This window comes from Streptomyces chlorus (genome assembly GCF_042655885.1).
Taxonomy (GTDB): domain Bacteria; phylum Actinomycetota; class Actinomycetes; order Streptomycetales; family Streptomycetaceae; genus Streptomyces; species Streptomyces chlorus.
Genome location: NZ_JBHSOA010000042.1, coordinates 33,920 through 48,515, shown reverse-complemented (window position 1 = coordinate 48,515; position 14,596 = coordinate 33,920). Strand labels below are relative to the sequence as shown.

Here is a 14,596-nt window from a genome sequence, read left to right as displayed (position 1 = left end):
GCAGACCCTCTCCAGCACCTCGTGGATGGTTGACGCGCCTTGGCCGGTCTCCTGGCTGACGGGTACCACCGCCCGAACTCCGCCTTCCCGGGTCCCAGGTGGACCCAGTGGCTGCCCGTCGGTCCTGTCGGGGGGACAGGACCAGGGGCCGGAGCCGGACTTCCCGATCACAGTGGCGAGGGCCGCACCGGTATCGCACCGGATTTCCCGTTCACCAAGGCGTGGTGACAGTAGACCCAGGTCCAGGCACCTGACAAGCCGCCCCAGGGGGGCGCGCGCACGGCGTTCCGCGGCTCTCGCCCCGGCGCACATCCGCGGTCCTGACCACCACGGCACGCAGGTCGCACATCGGCGGGCGCGCGGGCGGCACCCTTTCGGCGCCGTTCACCCCAGCGCGGGAATGGGGGGAGGGGGTCCTGGGCAGAGCCCAGCTGCAACTAATATGCAACAACGAGTTCCGGGCAGCAGAGGTGTGAGATTCGATGACCATCCGACGAATACGGGGTACCGCCCTCGCGGCGACCATGGCCGCCGCGGTCGCCGCCTGCTCGGCGCCGACCGGCGGCTCGGACGCCGGTACGGGCGGCGGGTCCGCCGAGTCCGTGGTGATCGGAGTCCCCTCCGAGCCCGACACCCTGAGCCCCCTGCTCGGCTACGGCAAGGACGGCAACTCCAAGGTCTTCGACGGGCTGCTCGCCCGGGACGCCGACCTGAAACTGAAGCCCGCCCTGGCCAAGGCGCTCCCCGAGATCGCCGACGACGGCCGCACCTACACCTACACCCTCCGCTCCGGCGTGAAGTTCAGCGACGGCGAACCCCTCACCGCCGAGGACGTCGTCTACACGTACGAAACGGTGCTCGACGACAAGACCAACAACACCGCCAAGAGCGAACTGGACGCCGTCGAGCGGGTCCGCGCGGACGGCGACGACAAGGTCGTCTTCACCCTCAAGTACCCGTACGCGGCCTTCGCCGCCCGCACCGTCCTGCCCATCGTCCCCGAGCACATCGCCGGCGAGCAGGACCCCAACACCGGCGCCTTCAACACCGAGCCGGTCGGCACCGGACCGTACGTCCTCACCGGCTGGAGCAAGGGTGAGAAGCTCACCTTCAAGGCGAACCCGGACTACTGGGGCGGCGCCCCGAAGGTGAAGAAGCTCACCATGGCGGTCATCGCCGACGACGACGTCCGAGCCACCCGGCTGCGCTCCGGCGACCTCGACGGCGCGACCCTCCCGCCCAACCTCGCCGCCACCTTCAAGAACGACGACGGCCGCACCACGTACCAGGCCACCACCTACGACTTCCGCGCCGTCACCCTCCCCACCGCGAACGAGGTCACCGGCGACACCGCCGTCCGCCGCGCCCTCGACCTCGCCGTGGACCGTCGGGCCATGGTCGACAAGATCCTCGACGGAGCCGGCCGCCCCGCCTACGGCCCGCTGCCCCTGGACGACCCCTGGTACACCAAGGACGTCGAACGCCCCCAGGACCTCGCCGAGGCCCGGAAGATCCTCGACCGCGACGGCTGGAAGGCCGGCAAGGACGGCATCCGCGCCAAGGACGGCGTCCGGGCCGCCTTCACCCTCTTCTACCCCTCCGGCGACAAGGTCCGCCAGGACCACGCCCTCGCCTACGCCTCCGACGCCAAGAAGGCCGGCATCGACGTCAAGGTCGAGGGCGCCACCTGGGAGGTCATCGAACCCCGGATGGGCAAGGACGCCGTCCTCGCCGGCTTCGGCAGCACCGGCGACCCCGACTTCGGCCTCTACACCCTGCTGCACTCCTCCCTCGCCGGCGACGGTTTCAACAACATGCCCCACTACGACAACCCCGCCGTCGACAAGGCCCTCGACACCGGCCGCCGCAGCCAGGACCCCGACGACCGCAAGGCCGCCTACGACGACCTCCAGCGCGCACTCGTCAAGAACCCCGGCTACACCTTCCTCACCCACATCGACCACCTCTACGTCCTCGCCGACCGATGGGAAGGCCTCACCACGCAGGTCGAACCGCACGAGCACGGCTTCGCCAGCGGCCCCTGGTGGAACGCCGAGGCCTGGCAGCCGAAGAAGCCCAAGAAGTGACCCCCCTGCCCTGGGCACCGATGGCCCACCTCGTGGCACGACGGGCCCTGCTCGCCGTGCCCGTCCTCCTCGTCGTCACCTTCGGTGTGTTCGCCATCGCCGCCGCCTCCCCCTTCGACCCCGTCAAGGCCTACGCCGGCACCGCAGCCCTCGGCGCCGACCAGGAAACCCTGGACCGGCTCCGGGACAACCTCGGCGTGGACCGTCCCTTCGCCGCCCGCTGGTGGGAGTGGCTGACCTCCGCCGTCACCGGCGACCTCGGCCAGTCCAGCGTGCTACGGCAACCGGTCGCCGACGCGATCGGCGAACGGATCGTGTGGTCGACGCTGCTGTGCGCCGTCGCGTTCGCCGTCGCCATCCTCCTCGGCACCCTGCTCGGCGTGCTCGCCGCCCGCCGCCCCGGCTCACTCCTCGACCGTACGGTCACCTCCCTCGCGTACTCCCTGGAAGCCGCGCCGGTCTTCTGGATCGCCCTGCTCGCCGTCTGGCTCTTCGCCCTCCAGTTGGACGTCCTCCCGGCCGGCGGCCTCACCGACACCGGCAGCGAACACGTCACCGCCGGACAGGTCGCACGCCACCTGATCCTCCCCGCCGGCGTCCTCGCCGTCTCCCAACTGCCCTGGTTCACCCTCTACGTCCGCCAGGGCGTCGGCGACGCGCTCGCCGAGGACCCGGTACGCGGCGCCCGCGCCCGCGGCCTCGGCGAACGCACCGTGCTCCTCGGCCACGCCCTGCGCTCAGGACTCCTGCCCGTCCTCACCCTGATCGGCTCCCGCGTACCCGAACTCATCACCGGCGCCCTGCTGGTCGAGACCGTCTTCAGCTGGCCGGGCATCGCCGCCGCCACCGTCGAGGCGGCCACCGCCGTCGACTTCCCGCTGCTGGCCGCGCTGACGACCCTCGCCACCGCCGCCGTCCTCGCCGGAAACCTCCTGGCGGACCTCCTGTACGGACTGACCGACCCGAGGGTGAAGCTCAGTGAGATGTGATTCCGATGGCTGACACCACAGCTGACACCACAGCCGACACCACACTGGAGAAGGCGAACACGGCCGGGTCCGCAGCCCCGGCCGCCGACTGGCGCTCGCGCGGTACCGCCCGCCGCTCCACCCACACCCTGCGGCTGCGCGTCTCCGCCACCCTGGTCGCCGTCACCGCTCTCGCGGTCCTGCTCGTCCCACCACTGGTCCAGCTCGACCAACAGGCCGTCGACCTCGCCTCGAAACTCCTCCCACCCAGCTGGGCCCACCCCTTCGGCACCGACGACGTCGGCCGCGACCTGCTGCTGCGTTGCATCTACGGCCTGCGGGTCTCCCTGCTGGTCGGGGTCGTGGCGGCGCTCACCGCCACCGTGATCGGCACCGCCGTCGGAGCCACCGCCGGAGCCCTGGGCGGCTGGGTCGACCGCCTCGTCATGCGCCTGGTCGACACCCTCTCCTCCGTCCCCCACCTGCTGCTCGGCATCTTCATCGTCGCCATGTTCCGGCCGGGCGTCTGGCCGGTGGTGGTGTCGGTGGCCGCCACCCACTGGCTGTCCACCGCCCGCATCGTCCGCGCCGAGGTCCTCTCCCTGCGCTCCCGCCCGTACATCGACGCGGCCGTCTCCGGCGGCGCGTCCCGGTGGCGGGTGGTGCTGCGGCACCTGCTGCCCGGCGTCCTGCCGCAGGCGGGACTGGCCGCCGTACTGATGATCCCGCACGCCATGTGGCACGAATCGGCGCTGTCCTTCCTCGGCCTCGGCCTCCCCACCCACACCGCCAGCCTCGGCACCCTCATCCAGGGCGCCCGCGGCACGCTGCTCGCCGGACAGTGGTGGCCCACCCTCTTCCCCGGCCTGTTCCTGATCATCCCCACCCTCGCCATCGCCGGGCTCGCCGGAGTCTGGCGGGAGCGGATCAACCCCCGACGCCGATCGGAGCTGATGCTGTGACCGGGCGACCTCCCGTCCTCGCGGTCCGCGGGCTGTCGGTGCGCTTCCTGGTGCCCGGCGGGGGCCCCGTCGCCGCCGTCACCGACGCGCACTTCGACGTCGCACCCGGCGAATGCCTCGCCCTGATCGGCGAGAGCGGCTGCGGCAAGTCCGTCCTCGCCTCCGCCCTCCTCGGCCTGCTCCCCGCCAACGCGCAGACCGCCGGCCACGCCCTGCTCGGCGACCTCGACCTGCTCGCCGCCGACGAACGCACCCTCGCCCGCACCGTACGGGGCCGGCGCATCGGCCTCATCCCACAGAGCCCGGCCGCCCACCTCACCCCCGTCCGCACCATCCGCGCACAGACCGAGGAGACGGTCGCCGCACTCACCGGCGTCCGCGGCCGCGCGTCCCTGCGCGCCGCCGCCGAAAAGGCCGCCGCCCGCGCCGCCTTCCCCGCCGACCACCTCGACCGCTACCCGCACGAACTCTCCGGCGGCCTCGCCCAGCGCGCCGCCACCGCCCTCGCCCTCATCGGCGACGCACCCCTGCTGCTCGCCGACGAACCCACCACCGGCCTCGACCGCGACCTGGTCGACCACACGGTCGACGAACTGCGACGCCACGTCGACGCCGCCGGCAACCCCGACGAGGGCCGGGCCCTCCTGATGATCACCCACGACCTGGCCGCCGCCGAACGCATCGCCGACCGGGTCGCCGTCATGTACGCGGGCCGCATCGTCGAACTCACCGACGCGAAAACCTTCTTCGGCACCCCCGGCCCCCGCCACCCCTACAGCCGCGGCCTGTTGAACGCCCTCCCCGACCGCGCCTTCACCCCGATCCCCGGCATGCCCCCCGAACTGGGCGCGCTCCCCGAAGGCTGCGCCTTCGCCCCCCGCTGCGACCGGTCCACGGCCACCTGCGCGACCCTCCCACCCCTGAGGGAGTCGGCCGCCTGCCACCACCCGATCGAGGCACAGGCCCCGAGCCCCGTCCCGGAGGACGCCCGTGCTTGAACTGCGCGCCATCACCGCCGGCTACGACCGCCGGGACCCCGTAGTCCGCGACGCCACCCTCACCGTCGCCCCCGGCGAGGCCGTCGGCCTGCTCGGCCCCAGCGGCTGCGGCAAGTCCACCCTCGCCAAGGTCGCCGCTCTCCTGCACCGCCCCGACGCCGGCACCCTCGTCCTCGACGGCACCCCGGTGCGCCACTGGCGCCACCGCGCCCCACGCTCGCTGCGCACCGCCTTCGGCGTCGTCTTCCAGCAACCCCGCCTCTCGGCGGACCCCCGCCTGTCCCTCACCGACCTGATCGCAGAACCCCTGCGCGCCACGGGCCGCCGAGTCGAGGCCCCCGACCGAGTCGCCGAACTGACTGCCACCGTCGGTCTGACCTCCGACCTCCTCACCCGCCGCCCCCACGAGGTCAGCGACGGCCAACTCCAACGCGCTTGCCTCGCCCGAGCGTTGGTCCTCCGCCCCCGCTGGCTGATCTGCGACGAAATGACCGCGATGCTCGACGCGTCGACAACGGCCGTGCTGATCAAGGTCGTCGAGGACTACCGCACGACAACCGGCGCCGGTCTGCTCGCCGTCGGCCACGACCGCACCCTCCTGGACCGCTGGTGCGACCGCACGGTCCACTGGGACACGGTGGTTACGCCCGGCGCACCGGAGGCCAAGGCGAGTTAACGGAACTCCCCTCACTCAACAGGAGGTTGGAGCAGCAGGGCGCTGAGCCCCCTCCTACTGCGAGCATTCGCCTCGGCCAGCCGAGTGCGAAGCAGCTCCTCCGAAGTGAGGGTCCGGACACGGTCCGGGTCGGCGTCCCAATCCCGCCCACCGGACAGCGGGCGGAGCTGGAGATACGGACCCGCGTGCCCCATGACGACACCGACACGATCGCGCTCGGTGTCCCGGACGGCGGTGCCGGGCGGGGGAGGCGCGGGCTCGCGCCCGGGGACACCGGAGCCCGGCTCGCTCACTGGTCCGCACCCCTCGCGATGACGGCCGCGAGGGCCGGCGCGACGGGCGCCGAGCAGACACCGAGGTGCACGAGGGCGTACCGGGCGCTGGCGGGAACGCGGTGGACCTCGGCGGCGTCCGCCGTCCGCTCCTCCCTGGTGGACGAGTACGCACCGCCCCGGGTCCACGCCTCGGACCTGGTCGGCACGTGGAACGACGGCCATGGCGGCACGCTACGGCTGGACGAAGAAGGGCGTGCGGTTGCCACCGGTACCTGGGGCGAAGGCGGAGTGGACTCGCCGGACGGGCGATGTGAGGGCTCGGGCACGTGGAGGTTCGAACCGGACGACGACCCCTGGCTCCAGAGCGTCACCATCGATGCCGGCGATTGCTGGCCGGGGCAGTGGACACTGGGCGGCACGGCCGGCCGCCCCAAGCTGAACTACCAGCACGGAGACCCGGACTCGCCCGAGTGGTACGTGCTCACCCGGTGAGGAGGGCAGGCGCACCGGCTGGTGCGCGGGGCCCGCATTGAGTTGAGCGGCGTAGTCGGCCGGACTGGCCGACTACGCGGTGGTGATCGCGCTTGCCTGACGGCTGTGACCGCTGACGGAGTTGTGCCGGTTGTTCGCGGCGACAGGGGCCGTCACGCAGCCGGGGCCGGAGCCTCCGGCGGGGCGGGAAGTGTCCGTCCCAGGCGGGCGAGTGGGGACAGGGCCATCAGTGCCGGCGAGAGCAGCATGCCTGCGGCTGTCACCAGGAGGCTGGTGCGCGTCCCCCACACTTCCGCGAGAAAGCCGCCGAGCAGCGAACCGAGTGGGGTCAGCCCCATGCCGACAAAGGTGATCGTCGCGGCCGCGCGGCCCTGCATCCCGTCCGGAGTGAGGGTCTGCCGGACGGCCATGAGCGTGACATTCACCAGCTGACTGAAGGCCCCGAACATGAAGCTGATCGCAAGGAGCGCGGGAACCGTCACCACAGAGGAGCCGCGCAGCGCAGGCACGAACAGGAACACGCCGTCGCCGAGTGCCGCCGCGGACACGAGCACAGCGCCATGTCCGAACCGGCTCGGCAGGCGGGCGGCCAGCATCGAGCCCAGGAGCGCTCCAGGTCCCGTCGCCGACAGTGCCAGCCCGACGGCGGTGCCCGACAGGTGCAGGTCCCGTGGCAGGAACAGCAGATAGACGGTCATCACAGCCGCGAAGAAGAACTGGAAGGCGGCTGATGCGAGGCACACGGCCCGCAGCGAGGTGTCGCCGGCGACGAAGCGGAGGCCCTCCTGGATCCGCCGCCGGACCCGAGGGGGACGTTCCGAGCGCTCCGGGATCGACTCACGGCGACCGATCCGTCGGATCGACAGGAACGACAGCACGAAGAACAGCGCGCTGGAGGCGGCAGCGATCGGTGCCGACAGCACGGACACCAACGCACCACCGAGAGCGGGACCGCCGATCTGCGCCGCGGACCGACTGCCCTCGAGCGCGCTGTTGGCCCGCACCAACTGATCGCGTTTCACCAGCCGTACCAAGGACGCCTGGTACGCCACGTCGAAGAACACGGACAGAGCACCGACGGCGAAGGCGACCACGAGCAGCGCCGGCAGGCCGAGCCAACCGAGGAGGCCGGCCACGGCGGCGGCGCCCAGCGCCAGGGCCCGGCCGGCGTCCGTCAGCACCATCACCGTGCGGGTCCGCCACCTGTCCACCCACGCGCCGACGAAGAGCGAGAGCAGCAGAATCGGCGCCTGCCCCATCGCGCGTAGGGCGCCCAACTGGCCGGCGCCGGCGTCGAGCGTCAGGACGGCGAAGAGCGGCAGAACCACCAGACTTGCATGTTCGCCCAGTTGGGAGGCCGTCTGGCCCACCCAGAGCCTGCGGAAGTCGCCGTCCCGCCACAGGCTTGACGGAACAGGTCGACCGGAATCGGATACGGCGGAGGAAGAGGACGGCACAGGGACCCCTCGGATGACCGAAGACGAGAGCCGCCAACCGGCGCACGCCAGGCGCACCGACGGTTTCAGGCAGCGGGAAGGGAAGGCTCGCTGTGCCGCGCTGTGAGGGCAGCACGCGATGACGGGCCGCTCACGGCCTCAGACGTCAACGCGTGCTCGGACGACCGACCATGTCTTCGCTCCTTGTGAGTCACTCGCTGCGTGAACACTAGCTCCCGCTCGGCAGGGCACGAAAGACGATTAAGGGCTGGGCGGACGGCAGGAGGAGTCCGGCTGTTCGCGCCGGGTCACGAGGGTGGGGCGGCTCAACTGGTCGCTCGATCCCCGAAGGCCGCATGGTGACCGCAGGGCCCTGGATCGGCGTCGCCTGGACTGCAGGACTGTTCCGTCAAAGGAGCCCTCTTCCGGAGCCTGTCTGAGGAGGCGGGGAGGGTGAGGGCACGTATCGAAAGTGCTGCCATGCGCTTGAGTTGTGTGCGCGAAGGCAGAGCGCAACTCGGTGGTGTCCGGAGTGGAGGTCAGGAAGGCTTGCGCGCATGGTTTCGGTAGTGCAGAACGTGGCGATCGACTGTACGGATGCCTACGAGCTGGCCCGGTTCTGGAGCGGGGTGACCGGCCGTCCACTGCATCCGGAGGACAGACCGGGTGACCGGGAGATTCAGGTGCTGCTGGCGGAGGGCCCGGTGCTGCACTTCAACCAGGTGCCCGAGGCCAAGACGATCAAGAACCGGATCCATCTGTGTCTGCGCCCTGAGACCTCGCGCGAGCAGGAGGTGGAACGGCTGCTGGGCCTCGGTGCCACCTTTGTCGCCGATCACCGGAATCCCGATGGCTCTGGTTGGGCGATCCTTGCTGACTCCGAAGGCAACGAATTCTGCGTTCTGCGCAGCGATTCCGACCGAGCCGCCATGAATTCCTGACGCTCACGCGCCACCCTGACCGGTTTCGCATAGCCGGTGGTGCGGGTGCGGACGAGGAGCGCGGGGGCCGACATGCGCCCGAGTCCATGCCGACCGGCCCGTCCTCCCCTCAGCCGCCCGCGTCCACGTCGTTGCGGGGCGCCCCGTCACCGACCGGCGGCAGATCGCCGCGCTCGACGGGCCCGGTCGGCGCCGCGCTGCCGGCGGGCGCGGACGGCAGCAGCTCGGCGGCCTCCTCGCCGGACGGCCGGCGGGCGTCCCGCGCCGCCTCGCGCAGGACGTCGCGGGAGACGCCCGCATCGCCCTCGAGCCGTACGACGTGGCCCTTCTTCACCACGGCGTACTCGTGTGTCCCCTGTCCGGAGCGGTACCAGACTCCCTTCTCGTCCAACTCGCACGTCTGCTGCCCCTTGGCGCAGTCGGAGGCGGACATCGTGCCCCGGTCGACGTACAGTCGCAGCTGCTCGCCCTCCTGCCGCGAGACGTACGTGGCGGAGAAACCGTCCCCGCCGTACACCCCGACGGACTGCCGGGCGAGCGCGAACCCGGGTGCCTCGATGACGTAGACGAGCTCCGGGGCGATGCCCAGCGCCCTGGCGCGGGTGACGAGTTCGGCGGCGGGGGCGTCGGTGTCCCGCGTCTGCCCCGGTTCGCTGCCGCAGGCGGTGAGCAGCAGAGGAGCGAGCAGTAGCGGCAGCAGTGGGCGCACGGTACGGATCATGCGCCCATCCAACCGGACGCCGGTCGCCGGCGTCCGTGCCATCGGGATGGTCGTCTCCGACATGGCCGCCTCCGTCGCCTTCTACCGCCGGTTCGGGTTCGCGTTCCCCGGGAGTGCCTACACGCCGGGGTGGGCCTGCGGTGCCGGCCCGCCCCGGCGGGTGGGGCTCAGCCGCCGAGTGCGGTGACCATGTTCATGATGGTCTCGACCTGGGCGCCGCCCTGGATGGGGTAGTTGGTGGCGCCGAGGTAGCCCCACCAGTCCCAGCATCCGTTGGGGTTCACGACGGACGACGTGGCCTGCGGATACAGAACGATCATCTTGTTGTTGTCGGCGTACTGGTTGAGGTTGGCGCGGTCGACGAAGGTCGTACCGATCTTGTCGTACCCCTGCTTGCAGCCGTGCAGGGAAACCATCAAGCGGCAGCTCTGCCCCGACTCACAGGGCGTGGGAACGTAGGCGAACCCGGAGCTGCCCATGCTCAGGGTGCTCGCCATTCCGTTGACGGCGTGGGTGCTCTGCCCGAACTTGATGAGTTTGCCCGTCAGCGGCCCGGTGTTGGGGGAGGAGACCGAGCCGAAGAGCTTCTGCAGCAGCGCTCTCTGGGGGTCGGTGCCGCAGTCGTTCATGTACGGCGCGCTGTTCGCGGTGCAACTGTTCGGCCCGTACGGGGTGACCCAGGAATGCCCCGCCGTGGAGGTGTTGTCGTAGGTCACGTTCGCGCCGAAGTGCTGGTAGAAGGCCTTCCCGGTATCACCGACCGAGGGCTTCACCGTGGTGTCGTTCTTGCCCTGGTAGAGGTACACGGGGCTGCCGGACAGGTTGCTGACCGGGTCGATCCACCCGTAGGAGGACCAGCTGGAGGCCCTCGAGGTCAGAGTGCTCAGATAGGTGGGGTAGATGTTGTCCCCACAGCCGTACAGGGCTTGGTAGACGTTGTTCTGGGCGCAGTAGTACGGTCCCGCCCCGAAGATCGCCGCGCCCTTGATCTTCTTCGAGTAGGCGACGTGCAGCTGACCGGCCATGTAGCCACCGGAGGAGATTCCGGAGACGTACACGCCGGATATGTTGTGGCCGGTGAGACTGCCCGACACCGGGGGGACCGTGTGGGGAGTGGCGGCCTGGGCGGTACCTGCCGACGTCAGCAGGGCCACCAGGACGGAGAGGATCAAAGCGGGGGACCACCAGAAGACGCGTTGACGGGCTCGCATCATGTGCACCTGTTCCCTGGGGCTTGCGGTCCGGTCAAGGCACCGGTCCGTGCGGTAGCGGAACAGTAGTGGTGACACGAGAACACTGGCGATGTGTGCGGCACACATCCATCAGCGGATCAAAGTGGCTCAAAGACACTGGTCCTGACGGCTGGTGCGAGGGGCACAGGCGTGCTCGCCGTGGCCGTGCCGCCGTACCGACTTCTGCTCCTGAGGCGGCTGTGACCAGCGGCGGTGCCAGTTTGAGAGGATTTGCACCGTTCCGGGACCGGCGGAGGGTCACAGGGCCGCGTCGGACCACTGGTCGAGGATGTCGTCGCCGGTCAGGGCGGCGCCGGGGTCGCTCGCCTCGCCGTTCAGTGACTGCTCGGCCCAGATGACCTTGCCCGTGGCGGTGTACCGGGTGCCCCAGCGTTCGGCGTAGCGGGCGACGAGGAACAGGCCGCGGCCTCCCTCGTCCGTGGCCGCCGCCTGGCGCAGATGGGGTGAGGTGCTGCTGCCGTCGGAGACCTCGCAGATCAGACGGCGGTCCCGCAGCAGGCGGACGTGGATGGGGACGGTGCCGTAGCGGATGGCGTTGGTGACCAGTTCGCTGAGGATGAGTTCGGTCGTGAAGCCCACCTCCGTCAGGTCCCACGCCGCCAGCTGCCGGGTGACGTCGGCGCGGACGCCGGACACGGCGGCGGCTTCGGGGGGCACGTCCCAGCCGGCTACCCGCTCGGGGTCGAGCACCCGGGTGCGAGCGACCAACAGGGCGACGTCGTCGTTCCCGCCGTTCGGCAGGAGGGCGTCGAGCACCGCGTCGCAGGTCTGCTCGGGAGTCCGGTCGGGGTGGGACAGCGCGCCACGCAGGATCTCCAGACCGACATCGATGTCCCGGTCGCGGCTCTCGATGAGCCCGTCGGTGTAGAGGACGAGCCGGCTTCCCTCGGGCACCTCGAACTCCGCGGTCTCGAAGGGCAGGTCGCCCAGGCCCAGCAGCGGGCCGGCGGGCACGTCGGGGAAGGACACGGTGCCGTCCGGACGGACGAGGGCGGGCGGCGGGTGGCCGGCCCGGGCCGCGCTGCACGTGCCGGAGGCAGGATCGTAGACGACGTACAGGCAGGTGGCCCCGATGAGCCCCTCGTCGTCACCCTGGTCAGCCCGTTCCCGGTCGAGCCGGACCACCAGGTCGTCCACCCGGGCCAGCAACTCGTCCGGCGGGAGGTCGAGGGTGGCGAAGTTGTGCACCGCGGTACGCAGCCGCCCCATGGTGGCCGCCGCGTGCAGACCGTGCCCCACCACGTCCCCGACCACCAGCGCCACCCGGGCGCCGGACAGCTCGATGACGTCGTACCAGTCCCCGCCCACCCCGGCCTGGGCCGGCAGATAGCGGTGGGCCGCCTCCAGCGCGCTCAGGTCCGGCAGGTCGCGGGGCAGCAGACTGCGTTGCAGGGTGACCGCCATCGCGTGCTCGCGGGTGTAGCGGCGGGCGTTGTCGAGCGCCACGGCGGCCCAGGCGGACAGCTCCTCGGCGAACAGCACATCGCTCTCGTCGTACGGTTCCGCTCGCTCCGAGCGCCAGAAGTCCACCGAGCCCAGCACCGTGCCGCGAGCCCGCAGCGGTACCGCGATCAGGGAATGGATCCCGTGGCCCAGGAACTCCTCCGCGCGGTCGGGGGCCAGCGTCCGCCATCCCTCGGCGGTGCTCAGATCCGCCTCCAGCACCGCGCGGCCGCTCTTCACGCACCGTGCCTGTGGTGTGGCGTCGGGGAAGCGAACGGTTTCGCCCACCGCCATCAGCGGCAGGCCGGTGTGGACGGTGCTCACGCCGGCCCGCTGCATGACGGTGCTCCGCCCGGTCGGCTCCTCGCCGCGCAGCACCTCCTCGACCAGGTCGACGGTGACCAGGTCGGCGAAGCGCGGGACCGCCACTCCGGCCAGTTCGTGTGCGGTGTGCTCCACGTCCAGGGAGGAGCCGATCCGTGCCCCTGCGTCGTAGAGGAGGCTCAGGCGCTCCCGTGAGGCCTCGGCGCGACCGGACAGAGCCCGCAACTCCGTGGTGTCCCTGAGCGTCACCACGCTTCCGGCACTCCCGTCGTCGGGCACTGTGCGTCGCTTGTTGACCGCCAGCAACCGGTCGGCCGAGAGGAGCACCTCGTCGGTGGCCGTCCGCTCCGACGTCAGCAGTTCGACGATGTCCGGGCTCAGACCCAGGTCGGTGACCTGCCGCCGCTCCGCGTCCGGCGGCAGATCCAGCAGTCGCCGCGCCTCGTCGTTGGCCAGTACCAACTGCCCGTCGCCCCCCACGATCAGCACCCCCTCCCGCACCGCGTGCAGCACCGCGTCGTGGTGGTCGTACATCCGTGTCATCTCCACCGGACCGAGACCGTGGGTCTGGCGCAGCAGCCGTCGGCTCACCAGAGCGGTGCCGCCCGCGCAGATGACCAAGGCCCCGCCCACGGTCCCCAGAATCACCGGAAACTGCTGGGCCGCCATGCCCGCCACCTTGTGGACCGTGATCCCGACTCCCACCGAGCCGACCACCGTCCCGTCGGGCGCGATGACGGGGACGTACGAGACCACCGAGCGGCCCTTGGACGTGTTGACCCGCTGCGTCTGGGGAGAGGTCGGGGGCCTGAGCGGGCCGACAACGGTCTTCCCGATCTGATTGGGGTCGGGGTGCGTATAACGGACCCCGTCCGGCGAGTACACGACGACGAGGTCCACGTCGGTCGCCCGCTCGATCTTCTCGGCGAGCGGCTGCAGCACCTTGGACGGGTTGGGACCGGTCATCGCCGCCACTGTCTGCGGGGAGTACGCGAACGTCGTGGCGACGGCCCGGGACCGGGACTCGGCCTCGTGGGTGCTGTCACGCCGGGCCTGGAGCACGAGAGCGGCCAGTGCGGCGGTGATGATCAGGGCCACGACCAGGATCTGCAGCACGAACACCTGGCCGGCCACGCTCCGCACCCGGAGCAGGGACCGCAGTCGCCCCGGGGGCCGCCCCGGCCAGGAACCCTCGCCGCGCCGGTCCCGCTGCCGGGCCGATCCCACGCGTGCGACCCGACCCCCGGAGGGGCGGGATGACATGGGGGGAGGGTGGTGGGAATGTGCGGTCACTGCATCGTTCGCCTCCTCGGCAGCGGTACCCCGGTCGTCCATGACCAACCGTCCGCCGGCCGGCCGCCCGTCGAGGGACGACCGGCGGTGCGCGGCCTCCGCGGTGTCGCGTCCGGCGAGCGGACACCGGGACCATCGAACCGGATGTTCTTCGCATTCCTCACGAACGACTCAACGGTACCCGCTCGGCCCCGATCCGGTTCGGTCGAGCGCGGTCCTCCCGAGCCCACCACCGGCCCCTGGCCCCCGGACCCGTGATCCTGGCCCCGGAACCGTGGTCCTGGACCCGTGCCCCCGGACCCCGGACCCGTGCCCCCGGACCCGTGCCCCCGGACCCGGCTGTGTGAACCGGCAGGTGCGGACCGCTGCGTGCGGAGGGCACCGCGCGCCACAATGCGGCTCAGGAGCGACACCATCGCAGGGGGGAAGCCATGGCCGGCCATCGAAAGTTCCGGACAGCGGTCGAAGCCGAGAAGTTGCGTGTCTGGTTGGCCCGGGCGTCCGGCGGTCTCGTCATGCCGGCCGCTGCCCTCGCCACCCAGGACATCCGCATCGTCGGCGTCGTCACCCCAGGTCCTGCTCGTCGGCGGCATCGCGTTCACCGTCACCGCCGTGCGGATGACCGGCCGGCTCAACCGCAAGGCCGAGGCGGCCCGCCGGAACGCCCTCGGGGGCCTCTGACACAGGGAGGAAGCAGGGACACAGGGAGGAAACGGGTGCGGTCCCC

At 71.3% G+C, this 14,596-nt stretch carries 12 protein-coding genes, 1 pseudogene and 1 riboswitch; of the genes and pseudogenes, 9 read left to right on the top strand and 4 right to left on the bottom strand.

All coding sequences use genetic code 11. The features are described from left to right. Positions 1–24 precede the first annotated feature (24 nt). A riboswitch (cobalamin riboswitch) is annotated at positions 25–255 on the bottom strand. Between the two features lie 227 nt (positions 256–482). The 6 genes from ACFPZI_RS19415 (at position 483) to ACFPZI_RS19390 (ending at position 6,458) form a co-directional block, all read left to right on the top strand. After that, entirely contained in the window at positions 483–2,087 is a 1,605-nt protein-coding gene (locus ACFPZI_RS19415) for an ABC transporter substrate-binding protein (protein WP_381364563.1), read from the top strand. A 20-nt stretch (positions 2,088–2,107) separates the two neighbouring features. Further along, entirely contained in the window at positions 2,108–3,076 is a 969-nt protein-coding gene (locus ACFPZI_RS19410) for an ABC transporter permease (RefSeq protein WP_381364999.1), read from the top strand. A gap of 5 nt (positions 3,077–3,081) precedes the next feature. Then, positions 3,082–4,017, top strand: coding sequence for an ABC transporter permease (locus ACFPZI_RS19405; RefSeq protein ID WP_381364561.1), 936 nt, complete (start codon positions 3,082–3,084; stop codon positions 4,015–4,017). Continuing rightward, positions 4,014–5,015, top strand: a complete 1,002-nt coding sequence (locus tag ACFPZI_RS19400) for an ABC transporter ATP-binding protein (protein WP_381364559.1) — start codon at positions 4,014–4,016, stop codon at positions 5,013–5,015. Before ACFPZI_RS19405 ends, ACFPZI_RS19400 begins: the two co-directional genes overlap by 4 nt. After that, entirely contained in the window at positions 5,008–5,691 is a 684-nt protein-coding gene (locus ACFPZI_RS19395; RefSeq protein WP_381364557.1) for an ABC transporter ATP-binding protein, read from the top strand. Before ACFPZI_RS19400 ends, ACFPZI_RS19395 begins: the two co-directional genes overlap by 8 nt. Positions 5,692–5,876: 185 nt before the next feature. Continuing rightward, positions 5,877–6,458, top strand: a complete 582-nt coding sequence (locus ACFPZI_RS19390) for a hypothetical protein (RefSeq protein ID WP_381364555.1) — start codon at positions 5,877–5,879, stop codon at positions 6,456–6,458. A gap of 152 nt (positions 6,459–6,610) precedes the next feature. Here ACFPZI_RS19390 and ACFPZI_RS19385 read toward each other — a convergent pair whose 3' ends face one another. Then, the gene (locus ACFPZI_RS19385; RefSeq protein ID WP_381364553.1) at positions 6,611–7,915 is read right to left on the bottom strand and encodes an MFS transporter; all 1,305 of its coding nucleotides are present in this window, start codon (positions 7,913–7,915) and stop codon (positions 6,611–6,613) included. 536 nt (positions 7,916–8,451) lie between these two features. On the opposite strand from ACFPZI_RS19385, the gene ACFPZI_RS19380 reads away from it, so the two are divergent. Further along, on the top strand, positions 8,452–8,835 hold the full coding sequence (locus tag ACFPZI_RS19380; protein WP_381364551.1) for a VOC family protein: 384 nt from the start codon (positions 8,452–8,454) through the stop codon (positions 8,833–8,835). Positions 8,836–8,944: 109 nt separating this feature from the next. Here ACFPZI_RS19380 and ACFPZI_RS19375 read toward each other — a convergent pair whose 3' ends face one another. Continuing rightward, positions 8,945–9,556, bottom strand: coding sequence for a hypothetical protein (locus tag ACFPZI_RS19375; RefSeq protein ID WP_381364549.1), 612 nt, complete (start codon positions 9,554–9,556; stop codon positions 8,945–8,947). On the opposite strand from ACFPZI_RS19375, the pseudogene ACFPZI_RS19370 reads away from it, so the two are divergent. After that, a pseudogene (locus ACFPZI_RS19370) lies at positions 9,555–9,674 on the top strand (VOC family protein); the annotation flags it as partial. The gene ACFPZI_RS19375 and the pseudogene ACFPZI_RS19370 overlap by 2 nt on opposite strands. Positions 9,675–9,723: 49 nt before the next feature. On the opposite strand, the gene ACFPZI_RS19365 reads toward ACFPZI_RS19370, so the two are convergent. Continuing rightward, positions 9,724–10,770 carry an extracellular catalytic domain type 2 short-chain-length polyhydroxyalkanoate depolymerase gene (locus ACFPZI_RS19365; RefSeq protein WP_381364547.1) on the bottom strand — a complete coding sequence of 349 codons (1,047 nt, stop codon included), beginning with the start codon at positions 10,768–10,770 and terminating at the stop codon, positions 9,724–9,726. A gap of 276 nt (positions 10,771–11,046) precedes the next feature. Then, complete coding sequence (locus ACFPZI_RS19360; protein WP_381364545.1) at positions 11,047–13,839, bottom strand: SpoIIE family protein phosphatase; 2,793 nt, start codon at positions 13,837–13,839, stop codon at positions 11,047–11,049. Between the two features lie 510 nt (positions 13,840–14,349). Here ACFPZI_RS19360 and ACFPZI_RS19355 point away from each other — a divergent pair. Continuing rightward, on the top strand, positions 14,350–14,550 hold the full coding sequence (locus tag ACFPZI_RS19355) for a hypothetical protein (RefSeq protein ID WP_381364543.1): 201 nt from the start codon (positions 14,350–14,352) through the stop codon (positions 14,548–14,550). Positions 14,551–14,596: the final 46 nt, after the last annotated feature.

Coding starts and splice junctions, on each gene's coding strand:
- ACFPZI_RS19415 (WP_381364563.1), top strand. CDS start 483: ATGACCATCCGACGAATACGGGGTACCGCCCTCGCGGCGACCATGGCC.
- ACFPZI_RS19410 (WP_381364999.1), top strand. CDS start 2,108: ATGGCCCACCTCGTGGCACGACGGGCCCTGCTCGCCGTGCCCGTCCTC.
- ACFPZI_RS19405 (WP_381364561.1), top strand. CDS start 3,082: ATGGCTGACACCACAGCTGACACCACAGCCGACACCACACTGGAGAAG.
- ACFPZI_RS19380 (WP_381364551.1), top strand. CDS start 8,452: ATGGTTTCGGTAGTGCAGAACGTGGCGATCGACTGTACGGATGCCTAC.
- ACFPZI_RS19375 (WP_381364549.1), bottom strand. CDS start 9,556: ATGATCCGTACCGTGCGCCCACTGCTGCCGCTACTGCTCGCTCCTCTG.
- ACFPZI_RS19365 (WP_381364547.1), bottom strand. CDS start 10,770: ATGATGCGAGCCCGTCAACGCGTCTTCTGGTGGTCCCCCGCTTTGATC.
- ACFPZI_RS19360 (WP_381364545.1), bottom strand. CDS start 13,839: ATGTCATCCCGCCCCTCCGGGGGTCGGGTCGCACGCGTGGGATCGGCC.